Below are 26,052 nucleotides of genomic sequence, written 5' to 3'. Positions count from 1 at the left end.
AAAGACTAGATTTTTTGGTCATCATTAACTAATATAACTGTGGGCGACGTTCTGTATAGTTATCGTAAAAACTACTTATTTAACAGTCAATTAGTAAAATCCCACTATTTATAAAATAGGTTACTAATTATTTTGGCTCAAGCGCTGCTACTTGTTATGCATATTCAAGCGATCACAAGTGTAGCAACCTCTCTTATTGTCACCCTTTATTAGGGTTGATAACGCGCTTGAATACAGAGCGTCAGATATTCAAGATTAATCAAATGCATTGTTATTAACTATTCAGCTAATTGGTTTTAAGTGCTGGACGGGGTTTAATAACAAGCGATACTCAAGATAACGATATGACGTTATTGGTAACTAGGTAATTGGTATACAGGGCAGTACTTTCTCTCGCTGCCAACGGCAATTACTTACTATCTATTAAGACGCTAATTATTTATTGAGACAGATGCTATCCGTTAAAAGAGTCGAAGGTTTGACACTCTTAACGCATTATGTCTATGAGCGTTGCATCATTTATTGAATCCAATATACGAATATTAACTATCAGCCCGTTCTGCTTACGGGGACTAGCTTATGTGCCGCATTGGATATATAGGCAACCCGTTTACTCAAAAGGACCAGCTATGTCAATGATCTCCTCGCAAACTCACCTGGCTACGCCAGATGACTTTTCTGATAACTGTGGTTTTGGTTTGATTGCTCATATTGAAGGGCAAGCCAGTCATGATTTGGTAAAAACAGCTATTCATAGTCTAAGCTGTATGACCCACCGTGGCGGTGTTGCTGCTGATGGTAAAACTGGTGATGGTTGTGGTTTATTACTGGCCACGCCTACTGAGTTTTTTAGAAAGATTGCTGCTGAGCAACAATTAGCAATTACTGAAAACTTTGCCGTTGGTATGGTGTTCGTCAATTTAGATGAGGCTAAAGCCAAGCATAGCCAGCAAGTGCTAAGTGATGAGATTGCAGCACAAGGATTAGAGGTTGCTGGCTGGCGCGACGTACCGCTTGACCTTAGTATCGTTGGTGAGATTGGCCGTGAGACATTACCGGATTTCAAACAGATATTCGTCAATGCCCCTGATGATTTGGCTGCGGATGACTTTAACCGTAAGCTGTTTGTAGCACGTAAAAAAGCAGAGCAGCAACTGATTGATGATGAACTATTCTATGTTTGTTCATTGAGCTGTCAGACTATTATCTATAAAGGTTTGGTGATGCCATCAGACTTGCCAGCGTTCTTTTTAGATTTGCAAGATGCGCGTTTGGCGTCACATATTGTGGTGTTCCATCAACGTTTTTCGACCAATACTTTACCGCGTTGGCCATTAGCACAGCCATTCCGTTATCTCGCTCACAATGGTGAATTGAATACCATTACTGGTAATCGTAACTGGTCTGAAGCCCGTACGCCAAAGTTAAAATCAGACAAACTGCCTAACTTGAATGAATTGACACCGTTGGTAAATAGCAGTGGTTCTGATTCATCAAGTTTAGATAACATGCTTGAAGTGCTTATGTCAGGTGGTATGAACTTATTCCATGCAATGTCGATACTTGTACCGCCAGCATGGCAGAACGTCGATAGCATGGATATGGACTTGCGCGCCTTTTATGAGTTCTATTCGCAGCACATGGAAGCGTGGGATGGCCCTGCTGGTCTGGTCATTCAAGATGGACGCTATGCCGTCTGTATGCTCGATAGAAACGGTCTACGTCCGTCACGTTGGGTAACGACTAAGAATGGCTATATCACTGTCGCCTCTGAAGTTGGCGTTTGGGATTATGACCCTAAAGATGTGCTAGCAAAAGGGCGTGTCGGTCCAGGTCAGATGCTGGTCATTGATACACTAACAGGTCAGATTTTAGATACTAGAGCCATTGCTACCTTGCTCAAAAAAGCGCATCCATATCGTAAATGGTTACGCGAAGAAGCGACCCGTATCCGTGATGACGAGCGCCTAGAAGAAGAGTTAGCAGCGCAATCATGTCGCGGCGATCAGCTAAAAACATTGCAAAAAATGTATCACATCACCAATGAAGAGCGTACTGAAATCATTCGCCCTAACGCCGAAAATGGTCAAGAGCCTGTTGGTTCGATGGGTGATGATACGCCAATGGCAGTGCTGTCACAGCAGATTCGTCATGTCGGCGATTTCTTCCGTCAGCAGTTCGCGCAGGTGACCAATCCACCGATTGATCCATTACGTGAATCCATTGTCATGTCGCTACAGACTTGCTTGGGTGCTGAGACCAATGTGTTTGCGCCGTCAGCGCGAGACGCTCATCGTATTATCTTGTCATCGCCAGTATTGTCAGCCAGCAAGATGCAGCAGCTCGAAACCTTGGACGATCCAGCGTTCAAGATGGCTCGTATTGATTTGAACTATGACCGTACTCTAGAGTTATCAGAAGCCATCACCGCTATTTGTGAGCAAGTGGCAACTACTATTCGTGCTGGTAATACTTTAATCGTGTTGTCTGACAGAGACATCGATGCGGATAAAGTGCCGGCCAATGCCATTATGGTAACGGGTGCCGTGCATCATTATCTTATTGGTCAAGGTATCCGTACCGATGCTAACTTAATCATCGAGACAGGTCTGGCTCGTGACTCACATCAAGTAGCGGTATTGATTGGCTTTGGCGCGACCTGCGTGTATCCATACTTGGCTTATGATGTTATCGATGATTTGGTGGCAACTGGTGAGCTGCTTGGCGATCCGATTCAGGCGCGGGTTAATTTCCGTAAAGGCTTGGATAAAGGATTGCTAAAAATCTTATCAAAAATGGGTATTTCTACCATTGTTTCTTACCGTGCTGCTCAGTTGTTTGAAGCAGTTGGCCTCTCAGAAGAAGTGGTCAGCTTATGTTTCAAAGGCGTGCAAAGCCGGATTAAAGGAGCTACCTTTGCTGACTTGGCCGCAGATCAAGCGCAATTGGCAGCCAATGCCTTTAAGCGTCGTGCACCGCTCGATCAAGGTGGTCTACTCAAGTTTGTCTTTAATAAAGAGTACCATGCCTTTAACCCAGACGTGATCAACAGCTTACATACGGCTGTACGCACTGGTGACTATGAAAACTACCGCCGCTATGCAGATCTGGTCAATAGTCGTCCAGTCGCCACTTTACGTGACTTGTTAAAGTTAAAAACTGAGAACTCTATCGATGTAAACGATGTCGAAGATATCTCTAAAATCCTGACGCGTTTTGACTCCGCTGGCATGTCACTAGGTGCATTGTCACCTGAGGCGCATGAATCAATTGCTATGGCAATGAACACCATCGGTGGTCGCTCAAACTCTGGTGAGGGCGGTGAAGATCCAGTACGTTATGGCACGTTGCGTAACTCGAAGATTAAGCAAATTGCTTCTGGACGTTTTGGGGTAACACCTGCGTATCTACGCTCAGCAGAAGTCATGCAGATCAAAGTTGCTCAGGGTGCTAAGCCGGGCGAGGGTGGTCAGCTGCCTGGTGGCAAGGTCAATGCTCTGATTGCACGTTTGCGTTATTCAGTGCCGGGCGTCACATTGATTTCACCGCCACCGCATCATGACATTTATTCTATCGAAGATTTGGCGCAGCTGATTTTTGATTTGAAACAAGTCAATCCTGATGCCTTGGTATCGGTTAAGCTTGTATCACGTCCGGGCGTTGGTACGATCGCCACAGGCGTGGCAAAAGCCTATGCTGACCTAATTACCATCTCAGGCTATGATGGTGGCACAGCAGCCTCTCCGCTGTCTTCTATCCATCATGCAGGCTCACCATGGGAGCTAGGTCTGGCAGAGACTCACCAGTCGCTACGGGTCAATGGACTACGAGATAAAGTACGTGTGCAAACCGATGGTGGTCTAAAGACAGGACTTGACGTGGTCAAAGCGGCCATTCTTGGTGCAGAAAGCTTTGGGTTTGGTACTACGCCGATGATTGCGGTTGGTTGTAAGTATCTACGTATCTGTCATTTGAATAACTGCCCAACAGGCGTTGCTACTCAAAAAGCTAAGTTACGTGATGAGCATTTCATTGGTGAAGCTGAGATGTTGATTAACTTTTTCAAGTTTGTGGCGACCGAAACTCGTGAGTGGTTAGCGGCACTTGGTGTTAGTAGTATGGAAGAGCTGGTCGGGCGTACTGACTTACTTGAAGTGCTAGAAGGCAACACTGATAAACAGCGTCATCTTGATTTAACGCCGTTATTGTTTAGTCATCCAGCGAGTGCTGGTAAAGCACAAACCTGTCAGGTAGAGCGCAACGAGCCATTTGATAAAGGTTTGCTAGCTGAACAAATGGTTAGTGATATGCTACTCAATATTCGTCAAGGAATAGGCGGTGATTATAGCTATTATGTTGGTAACTGTGATCGCTCTATCGGTGCCCGTATTTCTGGTGAAATCGCGCAAGTATGGGGCAATCTTGGCATGAGTGACATGCCGGTGAGATTGCATCTAACTGGTACTGCAGGGCAGAGTTTGGGTGTTTGGAATGCAGGTGGTCTAAATATTGAGCTCGAAGGCGATGCCAATGACTATGTCGGTAAAGGCATGGCAGGCGGTGAGATTGTCATTTATCCACCAAAAGACTCAGTCTTTACAGCGCAAGATACCGCCATCATTGGTAATACCTGTCTATATGGTGCAACAGGTGGTAAGTTGTATGCAGCGGGTACGGCAGGCGAGCGCTTTGGTGTTCGTAACTCTGGCGCGCATGCTGTCATCGAAGGCACTGGCGATCATTGCTGTGAATATATGACAGGTGGCATTGTCACCATCCTTGGACGTACAGGCCTTAACTTTGGGGCGGGTATGACGGGCGGTTTCGCTTATGTACTAGATATGGATGGCGATTTCTTTGACCGTTGCAACCATGAGCTGATCGATCTTAACCGTATCTCAAGTGAGCAAACTGAGGAACATCGCATCCACTTGCAACAAGTGATTGAAACGCATGTAGCTAAAACAGGCAGTGCATGGGGTCAGACGATATTAGATGACTTTGAACACTACGTTCGTAAGTTTTACTTGGTAAAACCAAAAGCGGCGAACATTGCAAGCCTTCTTAAAACGACAATGGCTGATCCGCAATAGTACGATAGCCGATATATTTTAAGATACGTTTTAACTCACAAGTTTTAAGCAGGTAAGTGACAGCAATGATATTCATATCTTATATGTCAAATGAATCAGTCATCAAAGGCTGTCACCGCCCACTATAGAGAGATAGCATCATGGCAAAACGCTTAGAAAATAGTTTTCAGTTTTTAGATGTACCACGTCTTGAGCCAACCAAAAAAGACATCGCAACCCGTTCGACAGAGTTTGTCGAAATTTATAAACCATTTGAAAATGAAGCGGTGGCACAGCAGTCACATCGTTGTCTTGAGTGCGGAAACCCGTACTGTGAATGGAAATGCCCAGTACATAATTACATTCCTAACTGGCTGAAACTGGCAACTGAAGGCCAGATATTTCAAGCTGCTGAGTTATGTCACCGTACCAACACGTTGCCTGAGGTATGTGGACGCGTCTGTCCACAGGATCGCTTGTGTGAAGGTGCCTGTACATTGAACGATGGCTTTGGGGCTGTGACGATTGGTAATGTCGAAAAATACATCAATGACACGGCGTTTGCCCTTGGCTGGCGTCCAGATATGTCTGATGTGGTTTGGACAGACAAAAAAGTCGCTATCATTGGTGCAGGGCCAGCGGGTCTCGGTTGTGCAGATATCTTAGTAAGAAACGGTGTGAAGCCAGTTGTGTTCGATAAGCGTCCTGAAATTGGCGGCTTGCTTACATTTGGTATTCCAGAATTTAAAATGGAAAAAGATGTCATGCGCAATCGTCGCGTCATCTTTGAAGGCATGGGGATGGAGTTCCGTCTTGAGACAGAAATCGGTACTGATATCAGCATTGATGAGCTATTAAGCGAGTACGATGCCGTGTTTATGGGTATGGGCACTTATACGTATATGCGTGGCGGTTTTGCTGGAGAAGAGTTAGAAGGCGTATATGATGCGCTAGACTACCTAATTGCTAATGTGAATCGTTGTAATGATTGGGAAAAGAACCCTGAAGAGTATATCGATTTTAAAGGCAAAAAAGTGGTTGTGCTAGGCGGCGGAGATACAGCGATGGACTGTAACCGTACCAGTATTCGTCAAGGTGCTGAAAAAGTGGTTTGTGCGTATCGCCGTGATGAAGAAAATATGCCAGGCTCACGCCGCGAAGTGGTCAATGCTCGCGAAGAAGGTGTCGAGTTCTTATTTAACCGTCAGCCAACTGAAATTATTGGCTTGAACGGTAAGGTTAATGGGGTGAAGGTCGTCACTACGCATCTAGGTGCACCAGACAACCGTGGTCGTCAACGTCCTGAGCCGATTCCTAATTCAGAAGAAATCATCCCTTGTGATGCAGTTATTATGGCGTTCGGCTTCCGTCCTAGCCCTGCTGATTGGTTTGAAGCGCAGCAAGTCTCAATGGATAGCTCAGGTCGAGTATTGGCAGCAGAAAAGCAAACCTTTAAGTTCCAAACCAACAATCCTAAAATATTTGCAGGTGGTGATATGGTACGTGGTTCTGACCTAGTCGTGACCGCTATTTGGGAAGGTCGTGAGGCTGCTGAAGGTATATTGGATTTCTTAGAAGTGTAGTTAGCTTTATCTAAATTCAGTTAGATATCAGTGAACTCTGAACGTGAACGTCTTTTGTCTTTCGATAGGCAAGAGGCGTTTTTTTTGATTATTACTTTGTAAATAGAGTCGCGGCTGCTAGCATGTCCGTTAGTAACTTATGGTTTTTATCATTCATCCTGCCTATCAACTAAAAAGAGTAACCTTGCGTGAAATCAATCCTTTGGCAGCGTGTGTCTGCTCCGTTTGTTGAGCCTTACGTCCGTTATCAATATGCAGATGTTTTGCATGCTATACGCTTAGGTGTGGCTGTAATATTGGCCTTGCTAGTCAATGTCCTTACTGGTTTTCCACATGGTGAATGGACGACCATCACCGTATTCATCATTTTAGGTCTATTGCAGTATCAAGGTGCTATTTATACGAAAGCTAAAGAGCGGATACTTGGTACGCTATTAGGTATTGTCGCCGCTTTTAGTATTCTGTGGTTTAGCGACAGTGTGAATGCATGGACATGGGTCTATTATGCGCTGATTGGTTTGGTGAGTGGCTTCATCGGTTATTTAGCCGTCCGAAAGCTTGGTTATACAGGTCTACTGACGGGTATCACGATGTTGATGATTGTCTCAAATTTGGGGCAAAGCAATATGAGTCAAGACGGGATTTATCGTGCGCTGAATATCTTATTAGGTACGGGCGTTTCGGTAGCCGTGACACTTATCTTGCCACTGAAATCGACGTTGATGTGGCGATTTCTATTGAGCAGTAATCTCGATGCCTGTAGCAACTTGTATGCTGGTGTGGGCAAGCATATTGATGACGCGACTGATGATATCCCAGACAACGTGAATACAAAGCCCAACTCCGTTGTCTTTCCTGATGACGGTGTACCTGTAAATCAGACGTTGGTCAACGCATTACAACAGATTAATAAGCGTCTGTTAGCCGTTCGCCCGCATATCGCGGCGACTGCCAGTGAATCAGGCATTAACAAGACAACGCTGGAGACCATTCAACGTACTCACCGTAATATCATCGGCACCATTGATTTGTTATTGAGTGCCGCTCCACGTTTGGCAAACATTGAAATCGATGATGACAATCATATCTTATTGATACATTATCAGAGTGAACTGACACAAGCCATGCAGCACATAGCAGCAGTATTGCGCAGTCCCAGTGATGAAGTGTTCCGACCCATTACTCGTATTGCTGTTTCAGAATATCCAAGTGTCAAGCATCTAGCGTTTGAATGGCAGGGGTACTTTTGGTTGACTCAAACGTTACAGACTCAACTACAGCAGATGAGTGAGTTGTTACAAACGACTAAGCCACAATGGTATGCGGCATCTGGGCTTGGCTATCAACGCCGTGAGCAGCGTAGAATGAAAGAGCAGGGCGGAGAGGGAGATTTGCATTTATAACGCAAAAAAACGCTGACTATCTAAAGTCAGCGTTTTTTTGATCTTATTTATCTTTTCGATCTTCAGAACGAAGGAGAAAACAGTAACTAACGTCCCGTTTTTAGCTTATCCCAATACTGCTGATAAAGCTGCAAGGCATCATCACCGACATCTTCTTGAAACTCAGCTTTGGCCAATACTTCTTGAGGAGGGTAGATGGTAGGGTTGTTCTTCACATCATCTGGCATCATCTCACGTGCTGCAATATTTGGTGAAGCATAACCAATCTCTTCACTAACGATTTTCGAGTTTTCAGGGCGTAATAGGTAGTCGATGAATTTATGCGCGGCATCAACGTGTTTGGCGTTTTTTGGAATGACAAAGTTGTCCATCCATAAGATTGCGCCTTCGCTAGGATATTTATAAACCAAGCTGGTTAGACCTTCATCATTGGCGATTACCGCTTCGCCATTCCATGTCATACCCACTGAGGTTTCACCCTCCATATATGGCATACGTGAGGCATCTGAGTTAAAGGTTTTCACATTTGGCATTATGGTCGTGAGCTTATTATAAGCTGCTTCAATCTCTTTAGGATCGGTGCTGTTGCCCGAGTAGCCAAGCGTGAGTAATGCCATACCAAACACTTCGCGCATGTCATTCATCAGCATGACTTGACCTTTGAATTCAGGACGCCATAAGTCATTCCAACTATTTACAGTCGCAGGATCAACGCTATCACCATTAATCGCTAGACCAGTGCTGCCCCACATATAAGGGATAGAGTACTTGTTCTCTGGGTCTACTTTGGTATTGGTAAATGACGTATCTAGATTTTTAAAGTTGCTTAATTTAGATTTATCGAGCTCTTGTAACAGTCCTTCTTTTGCCATTTTTTCGACATAATACGTCGATGGAATAGCCAAATCATATTGGCTAGAGTCATCGAGAAGTTTCAGCTTGGCATACATCGCTTCGTTAGAATCAAAAGTGGTGTAATTTACCGAAATGCCAGTCTCTTCTTCAAAACCATCAAGAATTTCTTGTGGCATATACTCTGACCAGTTGTATAAGTTAAGCGTCTCATTGCTCGCAGCGGTACTGCCATCAGCAGCGGCATTGTCAGAGTTGCTACAGCTGGCAAGTGCAAAGCCAACAGCCATGGTCAATAGTGCTTTTGGTACGATGCGGCCAATACGAGCCGACATGCTCGATGACGAACGGGGTGATGAACGGGTCAAAATATCTCTCCTAAACAAAGAATGATGCCAATCAGTGAAAAGTACCGATTGATAAATGCTACTTAATATAGATAGTTACACTATTATGGCTATTTGTTTCAGTGATTTAAAGGGCAATTAAGGCAGTCGATGCAAGTTGCTGTGATGAAGTGCTGATTTTCCGTCAATAATAGAGGCTTGATACGAGATATAAGGTTAGGTTTGCTCAGCCTAATGACGGTATATAATCATGCTATGATAAGTGCGAATTTGTAATGAATGTGCCATAAAACCTCTTCTCATGGCGCGCTACATAATAATAAAGGATGCAATCTCATGACTCATAGCCACTCAGTAGGTGCAGTAATTCCAATGCTTCTCAAAGACAAAGTTGCTATTGTCACAGGTGCTAGCCGTGGTCTTGGCGCGCAAATCGCTAAACAGATGGCCGCAGCAGGGGCCAATGTGTGTGTCAATTACCTGAACAGTAAAGATGCTGCCGAAGCGGTAGTGGCTGATATCATCGCGACAGGTGGCCAAGCATTTGCTTATCAGGCGGACGTGACCGAGCTTGAGCAAGTACAAGCAATGGCAGCTGAAGTCATCACTCTTCATGGACGTATTGATATATTGGTCAATAATGCCTTACCGAGTTACCAGTTCAATCCTAGTGCAGATTACACCAGTATAGAAACGGTTAACTGGGCGCATTTCTCTCAGCAGATGGATGGCATCGTTAAGGGTGCAGTCAACACGGTGCAAGCGGTATTGCCGCAAATGAAAGCGCAGAAGATGGGCAAGATTATCAATATTTCAACCAACCTTGTCTATAATCCGGTGGTTACTTATTACGACTATACCACTGCTAAGTCCGCACTCATTGGGCTGACACGTAACTTGGCGTCTGAACTGGGGCAATATGGTATCCGAGTCAATCTGCTAGCAGGCGGTCTCTTAAAGACGACTGATGCGAGCAGTCTGACGACAGAAGAGGTATTTGATTATATTGCAACGACTACACCATTACGACAAGCGACCTCAGTAGCTGATTTTGCCAATTCAGTGTTGCTCATGGCCTCTGACTTGAGTGCAGCTATCACAGGACAATCCATCGCTGTTGATGGTGGCTTGACCATGCCTTAACTGACGCCTTAACCGATGCCTTAACCGATGCCTTAACCGATGCCTTAACCGATGCCTTAACGTTTGATTGGATTTGTAGAAGGGATAAAATGAATACTCGTCAAGGTGTTGGAGTCGTCACTGCTACGCTGGCTATCGTTGGCTTTATGACATTGCTTAATTCTGGCTCACCGATACCTATGGTGAATTGGCCAGTTGAGACTTATATGGGTCTGACCTTTACGATTGGCTGGTTGAGTGGTGTACCCAACTGGCTAGCTTACGTGCTAGCAGCAGTAGTGCTTATTCTTATCGTTGTAGGGTTCTATAAAATTGGCAGCTGGGTTTATGGTTTGGTAGTAGGTAAGCAGTAAGTGTTCTAAGAGCCTTTCGCAAAAGAACGTCATTAAAAAGCCCTTGTCAGTATCTGACAAGGGCTTTTTAATGATTCTAGAAAATATCTTTATGATGCTGTTTCCAACTGATTAAGCACTGTCTGTATGCCATATTCTTCAATCGTCCCAGTGACGAAATCAGCACGTTCTATCAGAGCGGGTTGCGCATCTCCCATGGCCACGGCAAACCCGACCAGATCAAACATCTCTATGTCATTCATACCGTCGCCAAATGCCATGCACTCGCTTGCATCTACGTCATAGTATTTGCACACATCTTTGATACCTCGTGCTTTGGATGCTTCTATTGGCAATATATCGGCGCCAATATGATGCCAATGTACCAGTTTTAGATCGTATTGAGCAAAGTCAATGTCTTGCATTTTGTCTTCTTGACTATTGAAGAAAACAGAACATTGATACACCGTGTTTGATTTATAGTAATCAGGGGCAACGATAGAGTTGGGCGTGATGGCATTGAACTCACGCAAACGCTCGTTTTCACCTGACCAAGCGATATGAGTCGCTGAATCAAATTTATGGATAAAGTCGCCTTTTAGGCACAGGTTTGCAATTTTATCCGTTTGTTCTGTGGACAGCGGGTAATGGCTAATTCGGCCATTATTATCGAAGCTATATTGTCCATTCATACAAATAATAGCATCTAGCACATTTGACGCTAGCAACGCTAAGATGTCATCTGGCAATATTGCTTTGGAGCGTCCTGTTGATATCACTAGTTTGATATCAGTCTCAGCAAGCTGCTTCAACGTCGCTTGGTTATGCTCAGCGATAATACCGTTGCGGCTGAGCGTATCATCGATATCAAAAAATATGATTTTGGGCATAGGTATGGGTGTGCTCTGAGCCATAATTTCTGTGGCCGTTTTATCTTCAACAAACATGATGATCCTATTGTTTTTTATTCAGGGGTCAGTGACCTAAATACTACTATAACCACGTGAAGGAAGACCATAGCTATAAGGTAACCTACCCATAGATGATCTTGCTTGGTGAGCTGAGATAGGTCTACTATTCTGAATCTTATTTCTTTTTAATTCAAAGGATTAACAAAACTCTTTAAAAGACACAATTAACTTAACAACAATTATCTATTATAAAGTTATCATTAATTATGTTTCATAGGTTTTATGATTGGTCAAAGAATGACATTTCTTGTCTGCGCTAATACACCAACTGTCTAAAGGAATGCTTATGAAAGTTTTTACCTTAAAAAAAGTGGTCGCCTTAAGTGCAGTCGCTTTGTCTACCAGTACCTTTGCGATGGATGTCACGTTTAATGATAAGACGTGGAATGCTGATCACATACCTGAAGGCCAACAGTGCCTAGATTACGGTGGCAAGAGCCCAGCCACGCCAAGTATGACGGTCTCAAACATCCCTGATGGAGCTGATAGCTTAGTCTTTGTCTACAACGATGTGAGTAACAAACGTATGCAAAAGGGCGGGCATGGAATTGTCAGCTACGCATTGTCAGAGGGCAAAACCAGTGTCGAGGTGCCACGCGTGTTTGGTCACACTTATGAAGTGCCAGTCGGTGTGGAGATGGTGGCTGAATACCGTAGCCGTCAGGGCGATGTCCGCGGCGCATACAAGCCACCCTGTTCAGGCGGTAAAGATCATTTGTATACGATAGATGTGCAGTCATGGCAGGGCGATATGATGACTGCTGAGACGACAATTGAGATGGGTCGGTATTAGTCGATTGGGCACTTTAGTCAGCGTAAAAAGCCGTCTAAGTAGTGTGTAGGCGGCTTTTTCATGGTAGTAAGCTAAGTGCCATCTATCTATAAGATGTGCTAGCTTAGTGAATAGGCGACGATTGGCCTGATACTTGCAGCATCTAATGCAATCCATAAGCGTGGGTCAGTCGTATGTTAGGGTAAAGGCAGGACTATAGGAAAATACAGATTAGACATTATAGTTATTAGAATAATGATATTGCACTGGTTGTGTCTGGTTTTATAGTACAATTGTACTCTGATAGATGCCGGTATATTATCTCACTAAAATCTAATGTCATCACAGAACAAAGTCATGGTAGATTATAAAGAGTCATTGGAAGCTAAAAATATTATTGATTGTATTTTATTTTAAAGTATCTATCAATTTGGATTAATTTTTTATAAATGGATTTTCTTATGCATATAACGACAAGCCAACCTCCAGAAAATAGAAAAAGACATGGCGAGCATATTCTTATCCATATGACATATATCGCCAAAAATGTCGACCTAGATTCGGGAATTGAGCTGACTCGCGCACTTGAGTATTGGCGCAGATATTTTGAAGAAAATAATATAGTTTCAGCCTTGGTTATTAGTGAAGGTTATTTCGTTCAAAGTTTTCAAGGAACAAGGCCTGCTATTAATACTGCTTTAGAAAAAATACTTGACGAGCATTCAAGCATCTTTCCTAACATTGTTAATATAGAGGAAATAGAGTCGCGTCAATGGAATGGGTTTTTAGTCAAGCATCTAACATCAAGCATTGAAGATGAAGAGTATGCTCTAAAAAGCTTCTCGGCAGGTTCTGACTACAATCCCTATCTCATGAAAAGTACTCAGATTGAAAGCTTTTTGAAGGCGGTATTTGAAGATACTGAATCTAATAAATTTTAAATGCGCTGCATTTATTTCCTAGATATTTATTTCTTAAGTATTTGTCTCTTAGGATAGTTATTTATTATAGCTAGAATAAAAAAGCCGTCTATATATGTGTGTAGGCGGCTTTTTGGTGATTCCTATTTTTGTCGTATCATTTTAAGGTGTAGACGATAAGAAACGGGTCAATTACCAAGAGTTTTATTGATTACACCTTATAATAGAGTGTATATTAATTTATATAACTATTATATAAATGGATTTTCTTATGCACATAACGACAAGTCAAACTTCAGAAAATAGAAAAAGACATGGCGAGCATGTTCTGATTAGCCTAACGTATATCGGTAAAAACATCGAAATGAAAACAGGTATAGAATTGACTCGTGCTCTTGAGCAGTGGCGAAGATACTTTGAGGAAAGTGGGTTAGTTTCAGCGCTTGTTATCAATGACGGTTATTTTGTTCAAAATATTCAAGGTTCAAGACCAGCTGTCAATACTGCTCTAGCGAAGATAATTGATGAGCATTTCAAGATTCTCCCTAATATTGTTAAGCTGGAGGAAATAGAAGCGCTTCGGTGGGATGGGTTCGTAACCAAACACCTGACGGAAAGTGTCGAAGATGAGGAATATGCCTTAAAAAGCTTCTCAGCAGGTTCTGACTTCAACCCTTATCTAATGAAAAGCACTCAGATTGAAAGCTTTTTTAAAGTGATTTTTGAAGACGGTTAATTCAGAAAATTGTAAACGCGTAGTATGCGCTCAGTATAAAGGCCATCTGCTCTAACCAGCATAAAAAAGCCGTCTATAAAGTATCTTTTGATTTAGATAAATTTTTTATAAATAAGGTTTCTTATGCATATCGCTACCAGCCCACCTTCAGAAAATAGAAAAAGACATGGTGAGCATATTATTCTCAGCCTAACGTATATTGGCAAAAATAGTGACAGTAATAATGGAGTAGAATTGGCTCGTTTGCTTGAGCAATGGCGAAGAAACAATGAAAAAAGTGGTGTAACCTCAGCGCTTGTGGTTAATGACAATTACTTCATTCAAAATATCGAAGGTCCAAGACCTCTTATCAATGAAATATTAGTAAAATTGATCAATGAATATTCTCACCTAGGACCTCATCTCAGTATGGTTGAAGAAGTAGAAGTACGTAGATGGGATGGGTTTTTATTAAAATATTTAACATCAAGCGTAGAAGACGAAGAATATACCCTAAAAAGCTTCTCAGCAGGTGCTGACTTTAATCCTTATCTAATGAAAAGTACTCAGATTACAAGTTTTTTGAAAGCGATCTTTGCGGATACCGAATCCAATAAGTCTTAGATAATTTCTCTATTTTGATTGGCGTAAAAAAGCCGTCTATACATTACATCGTATAGGCGGCTTTTTTTGTTTTCGATATCTCATATTTATAGATTTTAAAATTAAATATTTTAATTCTACATATGTTGTGTATTATCATCTGAGGCATTTGCTATTTGAATAACTTAAACGGATTATATGTATGAAGAAACTGTCTCTATTGCTCGTAACGCTTTTAGGATCATCAATCGTATTAAACGGTTGCGCGACTACTGCCCTTTCAGATTATACTAAAAGTGACAGCATGAAAAACCATACAAAAAATGTCTTATCTGAGAGTGTTATTGCAGTGGGGTATCCTAATAAGCCAATACAAGGCTATGAGGACGCCATGATTTTGGCAGGTAAAAACTATAGCTTTTTAGTGCAACCTGTTGTTTCTGCTGACACCTCGTCAGATCTATTTAAAAGAATTTTCACACAAGTGGATTTAGGCTCATTATATATCGATACTAATCCATCATCCTATTACTCTGACTCCGATGCACAGAGAGAATACGGAACTCGTGATATTCAGAAAAAAACCCAAGCTGATTCAAATGAGTTAATTCTTGATGTAGATAGAGATAGAGATAGATCCAGTCAAGTTAAAAATATATCAACCCGTATCAATCTAGTGTATGCAAAGCTGACAAATGAAGTAAAGAATAATGAGCAGCCACAGTTGGAAAATTTTGGTTTTAAGTGTCAGACATCAGTCATCGCTGAACAACAAAGTCTAGCCTGTCAGCGTCCAGTGTACATTGAGCTCACAGTAGCTTCTGCGGTACAGAATATTGATCAGATAAACCATAAGCTAAAGCAACCTATGACTATTCAATTGAATGAAAATTGGAGAGCTAGGGATAATACTAATAAGCTTGGCATTGCTTTGTTGCCAGTGAGTGTGGCAGTAGACATAGTTACTCTTCCTATCCAAGCTATAGGTTTTCTAGTTCTTAAAAGAGCTTTGGTAGATGGTTACTAAATTTTAAGAGATTTAGTAGGGAAATAAGGCAGGTATGGTGTTATTAATGCACAGAATAGTTATTTGTTTTAATTAGCACCAAGAAGCCGTTTATACATTGTGTATAGGCGGCTTTTTGTTAAAAATATTGTGAGCTTTAAATGTTAGCAGTTGGAGGGTGCTTTTCACGCACCTTTTTGAATTTTGTTTGTATAATCAGTGCGTGAAACTTCCCCTACATTAGCTAATCCGCCCTACATGCTAAAAGCATAGCCTATGTTTGTTGCTATAATTTAACCAACTACTTTACCCAGTTCGTAAATAGGTAGATAAAGAGCAACAATGGTCAAAGGAATAAGAAGAATAGCCAAAGCTAAGAGAAAAAATACGATGATAGCTTGACATTTTTTTGACTGTTCCGACAAGTAAACCAAGGGTATTGGGATCAAAGACAACCCTAGCCAGTATTTATGAGTACTTAATACTACCTTAGTAAAGACTGGTATATCAACACCAAAGCTTCTATATAACTCTTCAAAAGTGGGAATGACGAAAATTCCTGCAAGTGCGCAGAATAAAAATAAAAAAGATACAACTGTCGCTAAAATTTTCATATAGTCACTAATAATTTAAGTCGTAGGTCGCGTCCAGTGTGCGATTTTTTTAATGTTAATCTCATCGGTGCGTGGCACGCACCTTACGCGCTTATTTTACCCCGAAAAAACCGACCTCATATCCTGCTTGACGCAACACTTTCGTACCTTTTACGCTTAAGACAATAAGTGTAATAAGGTTGATGAATGGAACAAATAAAAGTACGATGACTAAAACCTTGATACCGACAGAATAATCCAGCCCTGTACAAAGACGATAAGCACCGTAAATTGCAGCAGCAGTTACCAGCAAAGAGAACACAATGACGATAACACCCAGTTCAGGCGCACTGTGTTGTGACACACCTACCAAAAAATTGGCTACAATCGAATAAATAACAATTTTTTGTCCAGAAGCGATATCTTCTACGTTCATAGTATAGGCCTACACCATTTAACAACCCAAATTATTAGCGAACTATTGTAGCCTAATATAAGATGTTTTTTATATTATTTTCACCAATAGTTAGCGTTAATCTTCTTAAAGTACCTATCCGATTTATTCACGGTAACAGAGTGGGTATTATTACCGTGAGTCATACCAGACAAATCAGTAACGCTAACCAACCTCAACACTCGTCACATTCTGAAAGCCTCTTGGCAATTGACCACCGCGATTGCCGCGCACACCCGTATAGTTAGCCAAATCATTTGGCTTGAGTGTCACATGGCGTTTGCCAGCGGTAATGACAAGGCTGTCTTGCTGACTGAGTGGCGTGATAGTAAGTACCTCTTCGCCGTCTTTTAACTTGATAAGTTTGTTGCCTTTACCGCGCGCCTGTTCAGGCAAATCATCGAGGCCAAATATCAGTAAGTATCCTGCATTGGTCGTGACGGCGACATGGTCAGGTGCCACACTTGTATTGCTATTTTCACCGTCAGTATTGGCAGTCGAATCTACTGGCGCATCGATACGCGCAACAGGGAGCAAGCGACTATCAGCCGCTAGATTAATGATATTTTTACCTGCTTTTTGATTGCTATCTAGATTACCAACGGTATTGATAAAACCATAACCTGCCGAGCTGGCGAGTATGATGCGTTGATCGTCAGCACCCGTTAGTAGCTGCTCAAAGCTGGCACCTGCTGGTGGCTTTAACACACTGGTTAGTGGGTCGCCTTGACCACGAGCCGATGCGAGATTGTGCGCGTCAATGCTATAGCTGCGACCAGTGCTGTCGAGCACGTAGATTTTTTCATTGGATTTACCGCGCACGTGTGCTTGATAGCTATCACCTGAACGATAACTCATGCCAGCAGCATCGACATCATGGCCTTTGGCTGCGCGAATCCAGCCAGCCTTCGATAGGATAGCGGTGACAGGCTCGCTAGGTACGAGGTCTGACTCTTTTAATGCTTGCGCTTCTTCGCGCTCTGCCAATGGTGATACGCGCTCATTGCCATGTTCTTTCATATCGGCTGTCAGCTCGTCAATCATCAGATTGGTCAGACTGTCTGGGTTGTCCAAATACTCTTGAATGATGGCGCGTTCAGCAGCCAGTTCATCTTGCTCGCGGCGCAGCTCAATCTCTTCTAGCTTTGCCAGTTGGCGCAGACGAATATCCAAGATAGCATTTGCTTGAATATCAGTCAGATCATAATCCTGCATCAATGTTGCTTTTGGATCTTCCTCTTCACGAATGATGCGAATCACTTCATCAATATTAAGATAAGCAATCAGCAAGCCTGCCAAGATGTGTAAGCGTTTATCAATTTTATCGAGGCGATATTGCAAGCGGCGCGTGACCACTGAACGGCGACAGACGAGCCACTCTTCCAATATTTCTTTTAGGTTTTTGACCTGCGGCTTACCGTTTAGGCCAATCATATTCATGTTGACACGGTAATTACTCTCAAGCTCCGTACTAGCAAACAGATGGCTCATGACGCGAGCGACATCGACTCGGGTTGATTTTAGCTCAAGCACGATACGGCAGGCATTTTCGTGATCTGACTCATCATGAATATCGGTAATCCAAGGCAGCTTTTTATCGGTCATGAGCTTGGCGATTTGCTCTTGGATTTTATTACCTGAGACTTGGTAAGGTAGCGCATCAATGATGACGAGATTCTTTTCTTTAGAGTCAACATGGAACGTCGCGCGCATCTTATAGCTACCACGACCAGTCTCGTACATCGCTTGTAAGTCTTTTTTACTGGTAATAATTTCAGCAGGTGTTGGCAGATCAGGTGCTGGTATTGACTGCGTAAGCTGCTTAACCGACAGTTCAGGGTTTTTGAGCAGACGAATGGCCGCGCGTACCACTTCATTAAGGTTATGCGGTGGAATATCGGTTGCCATACCGACCGCGATGCCTGTTGTACCGTTTAATAGTATGTTAGGTAGGCGGGCAGGTAGGGTGGTTGGCTCTTGCATCGTACCGTCAAAGTTATCTTGCCAATCGACTGTACCTTGACCTAACTCTGCGAGCAACGTATTGGCATAAGCTGACATTTTGGCTTCGGTATAACGCATAGCCGCAAAGGATTTTGGATCATCAGGGCTACCCCAGTTACCTTGACCTGTGATGAGCGGATAGCGATAGCTGAACGGCTGCGCCATGAGCACCATCGCTTCATAACAAGCGCTGTCACCATGCGGATGGTATTTACCCAACACGTCACCGACCGTACGTGCCGATTTTTTGGCTTTGGCAGTTGATTTTAGGCCTAGCTCGCTCATCGCATAGACGATGCGGCGCTGTACTGGTTTTAGACCATCAGCGATATTTGGCAGCGCCCGATCCATGATGACGTACATGGCATAGTTGAGATAGGCCTGCTCAGTGAACTCTGCGACTGAGCGGGTATCCATTGGTTCAGTGGGAATGATTGGGGCAATCGTATTATCAATAACATCAGACATAAAATAGGATTCACTTATCAGTTTTAATAGGTATAAATAATTGGTTCAAGCGTGCAAATAAGATAGTGCTATCGTAAAGGAAATTGGCAGAATTAAAAAGGTATAAGTCAGAATAGACGACAGGTCGTGACGTGCTTCATTGGGTTTCTGTATAGCATTTTGGTTGATAGCTTTTACAAAACAGGTGAAGTATAGTTAATTCAACTTTTGATGACTGTGTTGTCTTTGAAAATTTTGCCATCTGTCTATTATACGGAGTAGTTACTATGTTATCTGCGTCATCTGTCTATCCATCAAGTGCGTTATCGCGTGCGTGCACTTATCATTTAACCAAGCACACGCTGCTGTTGGGTATTATCGCCAGTGTTGGATTGAGTGCTTGTAGCTCACAGCAGACAGTATCTAAGCAGATAGCACCCAAGCCGATGGTAGAAACCTCAAGTAGTACTACGATGAAAAAACCACGCCGTGCAGTTGCAGTATCAAATACGTCACTAGTCTCTGAGATGAGAGCTCCTGACCCTTTCATAATACTGAGAAGCCCAGCATCACCCTCTTCAATGTCACCATCTATGGTCAGACCTGAACCCATCGGTATCACGCCAGAAGCCAATGATAACTATCAAAAAAATGAGGCCAATCCTGTACATCGCACGACGGATATGGCGGTCTCTACTTTGTCTATCGATACCGATACGGGCAGCTATGCCAATGTGCGCCGCTATCTAAATGAAGGTCAGTTGCCACCCGTCAATGCGGTACGGGTAGAAGAGTTGATTAACTATTTTAACTATCAGTTTGATGATGGTAAACGCCTCGGTAATGCACCATTTGTCGTCGCCACTGAAGTGGTCGATTCGCCTTGGGATAGAGCCGATCAAGACAACAAGATTGTCAAAGTGGGTATCAAAGCCGTGGATAACAGTTGGTCTAATAAAAGTGCCAATCAAGCCATGCCCGCTGCTAACCTAGTGATTTTGGTAGATGTATCAGGCTCTATGTCATCGCGCGACAAGCTACCATTGGCGCAGTCGTCTCTTAAACTATTGACGGAGCAAATGCGCGCTCAAGACAGCATCAGTATCGTTACTTATTCGGGCAGCACCAGTGTGGCATTGCCTGTGACCAGTGGTGATCAAAAAGCAAAAATACTCACCGCGATTGAGGGGTTAAATGCCTCAGGTTCCACCAACGGAGAAGACGCGTTGAAACTGGCTTATCGTCAAGCTGAGCAAGCGATGAAGAAAGACGGTATCAATCGTATCATGATGCTGACCGATGGCGATTTTAATGTCGGTATCAGTGATGTCGATGATATGCTGGATTTGGTCAAATCCAATCGTGAGCGTGGTATCTCACTATCTACCGTTGGCTTTGGGCGTGGCAATCTCAACGACCATATGATGGAACAAATGGCTGACAATGGTAATGGTAACTACAGTTATATCGATAGTCTGACCGAGGCCAAAAAAGTCTTTGGTGATGAGTTGGCTGCGACCTTTAATACGGTCGCCAAAGATGTAAAAGTACAAATCGAGTTCAACCCTGATGTCGTGAGTGAATGGCGTTTGATTGGCTATGAAAATCGCGTGCTTAATGAGCAAGACTTTAATAATGATAAAGTCGATGCAGGCGAGCTAGGTGCAGGTAAAGCGGTTATCGCACTATTTGAAGTGACACCAAAAGGACAAAAAGGTCTATACAGTGATCGTCGTTATACTGACAGCAATGCCACTGTTAAGGTAAACAGCAAACAGCAAGCCAATGAGCTTGGTTATCTAAAAATTCGCTATAAAGCGCCTACAGGTGATACGTCTAAACTGCTTAGTCAACCAATTAATAATGACAGCCACTCTCTGGACAAAGCCAACGCTGATACTCAGTTTGCAATGGCGGTGGCAGGTTTTGGTCAACGCTTAACTCAAAGTGAGTACATTAATGAGTGGCAATATAATGACAGTACTAAGCTAGCGACAAGTAGTCTCGCCCGTCAGCTAAGCAGTGATAAGGACGGCACTCGCCGTAACTTTGTGACTTTAACAGAACTGGCTAGCGCCCTTGACAGTACAAAGTAATGAACGAGTAACAAACCATAGGGTTTCTATGGATGAATGTTCGCCAATAGAACGCTAAAAACTCATTGGTTTTTAAAGTTAAACATTTGATATAAAACATTTTATTTTCCGTCAAGCCTGTTTGCGAACTCAAGCACCAATCTTTTGTATTGAGTAGTTTGTACAAAGTGTGTATGTTAATAAACAAAGGGCTATTTACCGCTATATTGTTTGCTCAGCACTGTACGATTACGCCGTAGCCTTTGCTTACCACCGTAATGGTCAGCAAAGGCTTGGCATTTCGTATGTTTATCACACTGTGATTAGTATACGCTGACGGTAATGTACTATTACTAGGAGAAAAAAGATTATGGAAAATCAAGTAAATTTTACCCGTCGTGATGATAAAGTTTGGCTAAAAACGTATGAAGAGCTTGGGCTGAATTACAACATTGAAATGCCAGCTGACGATACCTCACTCATTGATGTTTTTGAAAAAAGCTTTGCGGATAATAGTGACAAGACTGCCTATATTTGCATGGGTTCATCATTAAGTTTTAAAGAAGTGGATTTATACAGTCGCCAGATGGCTGCCTATCTACAGTCATTAGGACTGGTCAAAGGTGACAAAGTTGCAGTCATGATGCCCAATATTTTACAATTGCCAATTTCTGTCATTGCAGTACTGCGTGCAGGTTTCACCCTAGTCAACGTCAACCCGTTATATACCACCAGAGAGCTTGAGCATCAACTGACCGATTCAGATGCCAAAGTGCTGATCATGGTCGAAAACTTCGCTAAAACCTATCAAGACATTGGCCGTAGTCTAGTCGATAAAGTCGTGATTACAGGTATGGGCGATTTGATGGGTACGCTCAAAGGATTCATGGTTAACACGGTCGTTCGCCATGTGAAAAAAATGGTGCCTGCCTATAGTATTAGCAACAGCATCACCTTCAAAAGTGCGCTGAGTCATAGCGCTGCGAGTAAATATAAACGCCCAAGCAATATCACGCTCGATGATATCGCCGTCCTACAATATACCGGTGGTACGACCGGTGTGGCAAAAGGCGCGATGCTGACGCACAAAAACTTAGTCGCAAATTTAATTCAGTCCAATACCTTTTTGGGCACCGCTTTTGATGATTTCGATCAAAGAGGTGAGCAGCCTGTCATTATGACAGCATTGCCGATGTATCATATTTTCTCATTTACTGTGTGCGGTATGTTTGGTCTATATCGCGGTTGTGTGGTGCTATTAGTACCAAACCCACGTGATCTTGATAGCTTATTAAAAGCATATAAAGCCAATCCACCAGCATTCTTTCCAGCGGTCAACACGTTGTTCAACGCGCTTGCTAATAACGAAGAATTTATCGCGATGGATCATAGCAAGCTACGTCAGTCGATGGGTGGCGGTATGGCAGTACTGAGTCCAACCGCCGAAAAATGGCGTCAAGTAACGGGTAATATCATTATCCAAGGTTATGGATTGTCTGAAACAGCACCGGTTGCGACCTCTAACCCTAGCAATAGCAAAACATTCACAGGTACTATTGGTGTGCCGATGCCAGCGACTGATGTTGCCATCTTAGATGATGCTGGTAATGAAGTAGAGCTTGGTGAGCGCGGCGAGATTAGTGTTCGTGGCCCACAGGTTATGAAAGGCTACTGGAATCGCGAAGATGCTACCGCCGAAGTGATGACCGCAGACGGATTCTTCCGTACGGGCGACATCGGTATCATGGCTGACAATGGCTACGTGACCATCGTTGATCGTAAAAAAGACATGATTTTGGTTTCTGGTTTCAACGTTTATCCTAACGAAGTTGAAGAAGTTATGGCGGGCCACCCTAAAATTCTAGAGTGCGGTGTCATTGGTATTAGTGACGAAAAGAGCGGCGAGACTCCTAAGATTTATGTCGTGCGCAACGATCCTAGCCTGACCGCTGAAGAAGTTCTTGCTTATGGTAAAGAAAATCTAACCGGTTACAAACGTCCTCGTCATGTTGAGTTTATCGATGAATTGCCAAAATCTAACGTGGGTAAAATCCTACGCAAAGACTTGCGATTGCTTGAAGAAAAAAACCATGGCTAATTGATTGATACTCAATACTCAAAAGCTAGTTATGAGTGCTTACAAAGACTCAATGCTCATATAGACTCAGTGCTCATAACTAATCGTAATACAGAGTAGGGTCACCACTAAAAATGATAAGATTGCGTATATGCTATCTTGTCATTTTTTTACGTCTATTTTGTCTTTAAGATGTTGTTAGGGTGAGTCTTCATTGCAAAGCAGTAATCAAATAATAGATATTAAAGTCAAAATAAAACAATGACGCCGACAATATCGAGATATTCATCAGCTATTCGATACGGTTTGGCGAAACCTAGCCACCATTAGCCTAGTCATCGTTAGACTGGATAGATAGTCATCGATTGAGTTGAGGGTAGGCTTTAGTATAGATAGAGAATTTTTGGCAAAACTGCTATAGTGCTTATCAGCGTATAGTTATATTTAACTATAATACGATATGATTTTTGCTCTATATTTCTTGTAAAATCAACTTGGTAGATGTGATTGTTGATTTATCCTTGTTGAGTTATTACACCACTTATCATAGATATAACATTGCGCTTTGATTTACAAATCTTGTGAATAACGAATGCTATTACCTTATCATCGTTTCTTATTCACAAGTTTTTGCTGTCATTGATCAACCACAAAATAATGGTGTTTCCATTAGATTATTCTACGTTTTTAACGGCAACATTTAGGAAAAGTTATGACCGACAGTACCAATAAAAAGACCACAAACAATAATGCTGCGACTAATAATAACGACAGCGCATTTCCTACTATGCCGATGATACCGAGTGATAGTCCATGGTTAGGTACTTATGAGCGCTATGGTATTGCGGCTACTATCGATATGCCGGATGACAGTACTTCTTTACTGGAGGTGTTCGAGCGTAATTTTAGCCGTTATGGCCAAAAGCCTGCTTATATCTGTATGGGTGCATCGATTACCTTTAAGCAATTGGATTTGTTTAGTCGTCAAATTGCCAGCTACTTACAGTCGTTAGGATTGGTCAAGGGTGACAAAGTCGGGGTGATGATGCCTAACCTCCTGCAGTATCCAGTGGTTGCATTGGGTATCATCCGCGCAGGTATGGTGCTGGTCAACGTCAACCCTTTATACACGAGCCGTGAGTTATCGCATCAGCTGCATGATAGTGGCACAAAGGCTTTATTTATCGTAGAGAATTTTGCAAAAACGTATCAAGAAGCAGAAGATAAAGGTCAGGTCGAGCACGTCATCGTTTGTAAGATTGGCGATATGTTAGGCACGATCAAAGGAGCAGTGGTCAACCTCGTTGCGCGCCATATCAAAAAAATGATTCCTGCTTATAGCTTGCCAGAGAGTGTGAGCTTCAAGCACGCCTTGAATGCTGTTTCTGCTAGTAAATATAAGCGTCCTGATTTGAATTTAGGTGACGTGGCATTGCTGCAATATACAGGTGGTACTACAGGTGTGGCTAAAGGGGCAATGCTGTCGCATGGTAATTTAGTGGCTAACATGCTACAGATTAGTGCGTTGATGAACAGTGCATTTGACGATGATGCTGATGCCGATGAGGTTATCTTAACAGCGTTACCGCTCTATCATGTATTCTCATTTATGGTTTGCGGTATGTATGGTATGTACCAAGGCTATGCGGGTTTACTTATCCCGAATCCACGTGATCTTGACGGTCTGATTAAAGAGATGGGCAAATATAAACCATCATTTATTCCTGCGGTAAATACGTTATTCAACGGCTTGGTACACAAAGACAGCTTTGCGGATTTAGACTTTTCTAATCTAAAAGCCTCTATCGGCGGCGGTATGTCGGTACTACCAAGCGTGGCAAAAGAATGGCATAAAATCACAGGTTTGCCTATCGTCGAGGGTTATGGTCTGTCTGAAACCTCGCCAGTGGTTGCTTTTAACCCCATGACCATTGCTGAATTCACAGGCAAGATTGGTATTCCTGCTTCTAGTACAGACGTGATACTGATTGACGATGATGAAAAAGAAGTCGCTCTAGGTGACCGTGGCGAGATCTGTGTCAAAGGCCCGCAGGTGATGATTGGGTATCAAAACCGTCCAGACGAAACAAAGGAAACCTTTACTGCCAATGGTTACCTTAAAACCGGTGATATCGGTATCATGGATGAGAAAGGCTTTATTAAAATCGTTGATCGCAAAAAAGATATGATCTTAGTCTCTGGCTTTAATGTCTATCCGAATGAGATCGAAGAGGCCATGAGCGAGCATCCAGCAGTGGTGGAGTGCGGTGCGATTGGTGTTCCTAACGAAAATCGCGGTGAAGAGCCAAAGTTATTTGTGGTCAAAAAAGGCGAAGTGACAGAGCAAGAGCTACTCGATTTTGGCAAAAAGCAACTGACCGGCTATAAGCGTCCGCGTAGTATTCAGTTCGTTGATGAATTACCAAAATCAAACGTGGGCAAAATCCTGCGTAAAGAATTGCGTAAGATAGAAGGTTTAGAATAAATTTAACACCAAACTTTACTGAAGCAGCGGCGTAATAGCGTGAGTGAATCTTGCTATTGCGCCGCTGTCACGTTAGGATATCTCCATATTTGCGTCCACTAAGGCACGCAGTCGCTATTTATATTCGAGTTATATTCCTGTATGTCAGTTTTTATGAATTGATATGCGATTAATAAATATACGATAATAAATACTGCT

18 protein-coding genes are annotated in these 26,052 nt (G+C 42.7%); 13 read left to right on the top strand and 5 right to left on the bottom strand.

All coding sequences use genetic code 11. The features are described from left to right. Window positions 1-629 precede the first annotated feature (629 nt). From gltB to AAEY75_RS11605, 3 genes are all read left to right on the top strand, one after another. Window positions 630-5,093 carry a glutamate synthase large subunit gene (gltB, locus tag AAEY75_RS11615; protein ID WP_197218141.1) on the top strand — a complete coding sequence of 1,488 codons (4,464 nt, stop codon included), beginning with the start codon at window positions 630-632 and terminating at the stop codon, window positions 5,091-5,093. Window positions 5,094-5,233: 140 nt separating this feature from the next. Next, entirely contained in the window at window positions 5,234-6,655 is a 1,422-nt protein-coding gene (locus tag AAEY75_RS11610; protein WP_197218142.1) for a glutamate synthase subunit beta, read from the top strand. 188 nt (window positions 6,656-6,843) lie between these two features. After that, window positions 6,844-8,058, top strand: a complete 1,215-nt coding sequence (locus tag AAEY75_RS11605) for an FUSC family protein (RefSeq protein ID WP_197218143.1) — start codon at window positions 6,844-6,846, stop codon at window positions 8,056-8,058. Between the two features lie 86 nt (window positions 8,059-8,144). On the opposite strand, the gene AAEY75_RS11600 is transcribed toward AAEY75_RS11605, so the two are convergent. After that, a complete protein-coding gene (locus AAEY75_RS11600; protein ID WP_352259660.1) occupies window positions 8,145-9,278 on the bottom strand; it encodes an ABC transporter substrate-binding protein in 1,134 nt (377 codons plus the stop codon). A gap of 315 nt (window positions 9,279-9,593) precedes the next feature. Here AAEY75_RS11600 and AAEY75_RS11595 point away from each other — a divergent pair, with 315 nt between their 5' ends. Both AAEY75_RS11595 and AAEY75_RS11590 read left to right on the top strand, forming a co-directional pair. After that, window positions 9,594-10,400, top strand: coding sequence for a 3-oxoacyl-ACP reductase (locus tag AAEY75_RS11595; protein WP_227686700.1), 807 nt, complete (start codon window positions 9,594-9,596; stop codon window positions 10,398-10,400). A gap of 89 nt (window positions 10,401-10,489) precedes the next feature. Then, entirely contained in the window at window positions 10,490-10,753 is a 264-nt protein-coding gene (locus AAEY75_RS11590; RefSeq protein WP_352259659.1) for a hypothetical protein, read from the top strand. An 89-nt stretch (window positions 10,754-10,842) separates the two neighbouring features. Here AAEY75_RS11590 and AAEY75_RS11585 read toward each other — a convergent pair whose 3' ends face one another. Then, window positions 10,843-11,679, bottom strand: coding sequence for an HAD family hydrolase (locus tag AAEY75_RS11585; protein WP_352259658.1), 837 nt, complete (start codon window positions 11,677-11,679; stop codon window positions 10,843-10,845). Between the two features lie 310 nt (window positions 11,680-11,989). Between AAEY75_RS11585 and AAEY75_RS11580 the strand changes: the two genes are divergently transcribed. The 5 genes from AAEY75_RS11580 (at window position 11,990) to AAEY75_RS11560 (ending at window position 15,740) form a co-directional block, all read left to right on the top strand. Further along, on the top strand, window positions 11,990-12,496 hold the full coding sequence (locus AAEY75_RS11580; RefSeq protein ID WP_352259657.1) for a hypothetical protein: 507 nt from the start codon (window positions 11,990-11,992) through the stop codon (window positions 12,494-12,496). Between the two features lie 440 nt (window positions 12,497-12,936). Then, window positions 12,937-13,416 carry a BLUF domain-containing protein gene (locus AAEY75_RS11575; protein ID WP_181416323.1) on the top strand — a complete coding sequence of 160 codons (480 nt, stop codon included), beginning with the start codon at window positions 12,937-12,939 and terminating at the stop codon, window positions 13,414-13,416. 250 nt (window positions 13,417-13,666) lie between these two features. Further along, window positions 13,667-14,131: a BLUF domain-containing protein gene (locus tag AAEY75_RS11570; RefSeq protein ID WP_197102239.1), complete on the top strand. Its 465-nt coding sequence runs from the start codon at window positions 13,667-13,669 to the stop codon at window positions 14,129-14,131. A gap of 123 nt (window positions 14,132-14,254) precedes the next feature. After that, window positions 14,255-14,734 carry a BLUF domain-containing protein gene (locus tag AAEY75_RS11565; RefSeq protein WP_352259656.1) on the top strand — a complete coding sequence of 160 codons (480 nt, stop codon included), beginning with the start codon at window positions 14,255-14,257 and terminating at the stop codon, window positions 14,732-14,734. A 181-nt stretch (window positions 14,735-14,915) separates the two neighbouring features. Then, a complete protein-coding gene (locus AAEY75_RS11560) occupies window positions 14,916-15,740 on the top strand; it encodes a YidX family protein (RefSeq protein ID WP_352259655.1) in 825 nt (274 codons plus the stop codon). A 272-nt stretch (window positions 15,741-16,012) separates the two neighbouring features. Here the strand turns inward: AAEY75_RS11560 and AAEY75_RS11555 are convergent, their stop codons facing one another. The 3 genes from AAEY75_RS11555 to parC all read right to left on the bottom strand — a co-directional run bounded on the left by AAEY75_RS11555 (window position 16,013) and on the right by parC (window position 19,238). After that, on the bottom strand, window positions 16,013-16,333 hold the full coding sequence (locus tag AAEY75_RS11555) for a hypothetical protein (protein WP_352259654.1): 321 nt from the start codon (window positions 16,331-16,333) through the stop codon (window positions 16,013-16,015). Between the two features lie 91 nt (window positions 16,334-16,424). Continuing rightward, entirely contained in the window at window positions 16,425-16,748 is a 324-nt protein-coding gene (locus tag AAEY75_RS11550) for a hypothetical protein (protein ID WP_352259653.1), read from the bottom strand. A 183-nt stretch (window positions 16,749-16,931) separates the two neighbouring features. After that, complete coding sequence (parC, locus tag AAEY75_RS11545; protein WP_197218158.1) at window positions 16,932-19,238, bottom strand: DNA topoisomerase IV subunit A; 2,307 nt, start codon at window positions 19,236-19,238, stop codon at window positions 16,932-16,934. Between the two features lie 266 nt (window positions 19,239-19,504). Here parC and AAEY75_RS11540 point away from each other — a divergent pair, with 266 nt between their 5' ends. The 3 genes from AAEY75_RS11540 (at window position 19,505) to AAEY75_RS11530 (ending at window position 25,854) form a co-directional block, all read left to right on the top strand. Next, complete coding sequence (locus AAEY75_RS11540; protein WP_352259652.1) at window positions 19,505-21,313, top strand: vWA domain-containing protein; 1,809 nt, start codon at window positions 19,505-19,507, stop codon at window positions 21,311-21,313. Between the two features lie 349 nt (window positions 21,314-21,662). Then, entirely contained in the window at window positions 21,663-23,390 is a 1,728-nt protein-coding gene (locus AAEY75_RS11535) for an AMP-binding protein (RefSeq protein WP_197218160.1), read from the top strand. A gap of 691 nt (window positions 23,391-24,081) precedes the next feature. Then, the gene (locus AAEY75_RS11530; RefSeq protein ID WP_197218161.1) at window positions 24,082-25,854 is read left to right on the top strand and encodes an AMP-binding protein; all 1,773 of its coding nucleotides are present in this window, start codon (window positions 24,082-24,084) and stop codon (window positions 25,852-25,854) included. The last annotated feature ends 198 nt before the right edge of the window (window positions 25,855-26,052 follow it).

This window comes from Psychrobacter sp. TB55-MNA-CIBAN-0194, assembly GCF_040309505.1.
Taxonomy (GTDB): Bacteria; Pseudomonadota; Gammaproteobacteria; order Pseudomonadales; family Moraxellaceae; genus Psychrobacter; species Psychrobacter fozii.
The sequence above is the reverse complement of the archived record's forward strand: the minus strand, read 5'-3'. Positions and strand labels throughout refer to the sequence as shown.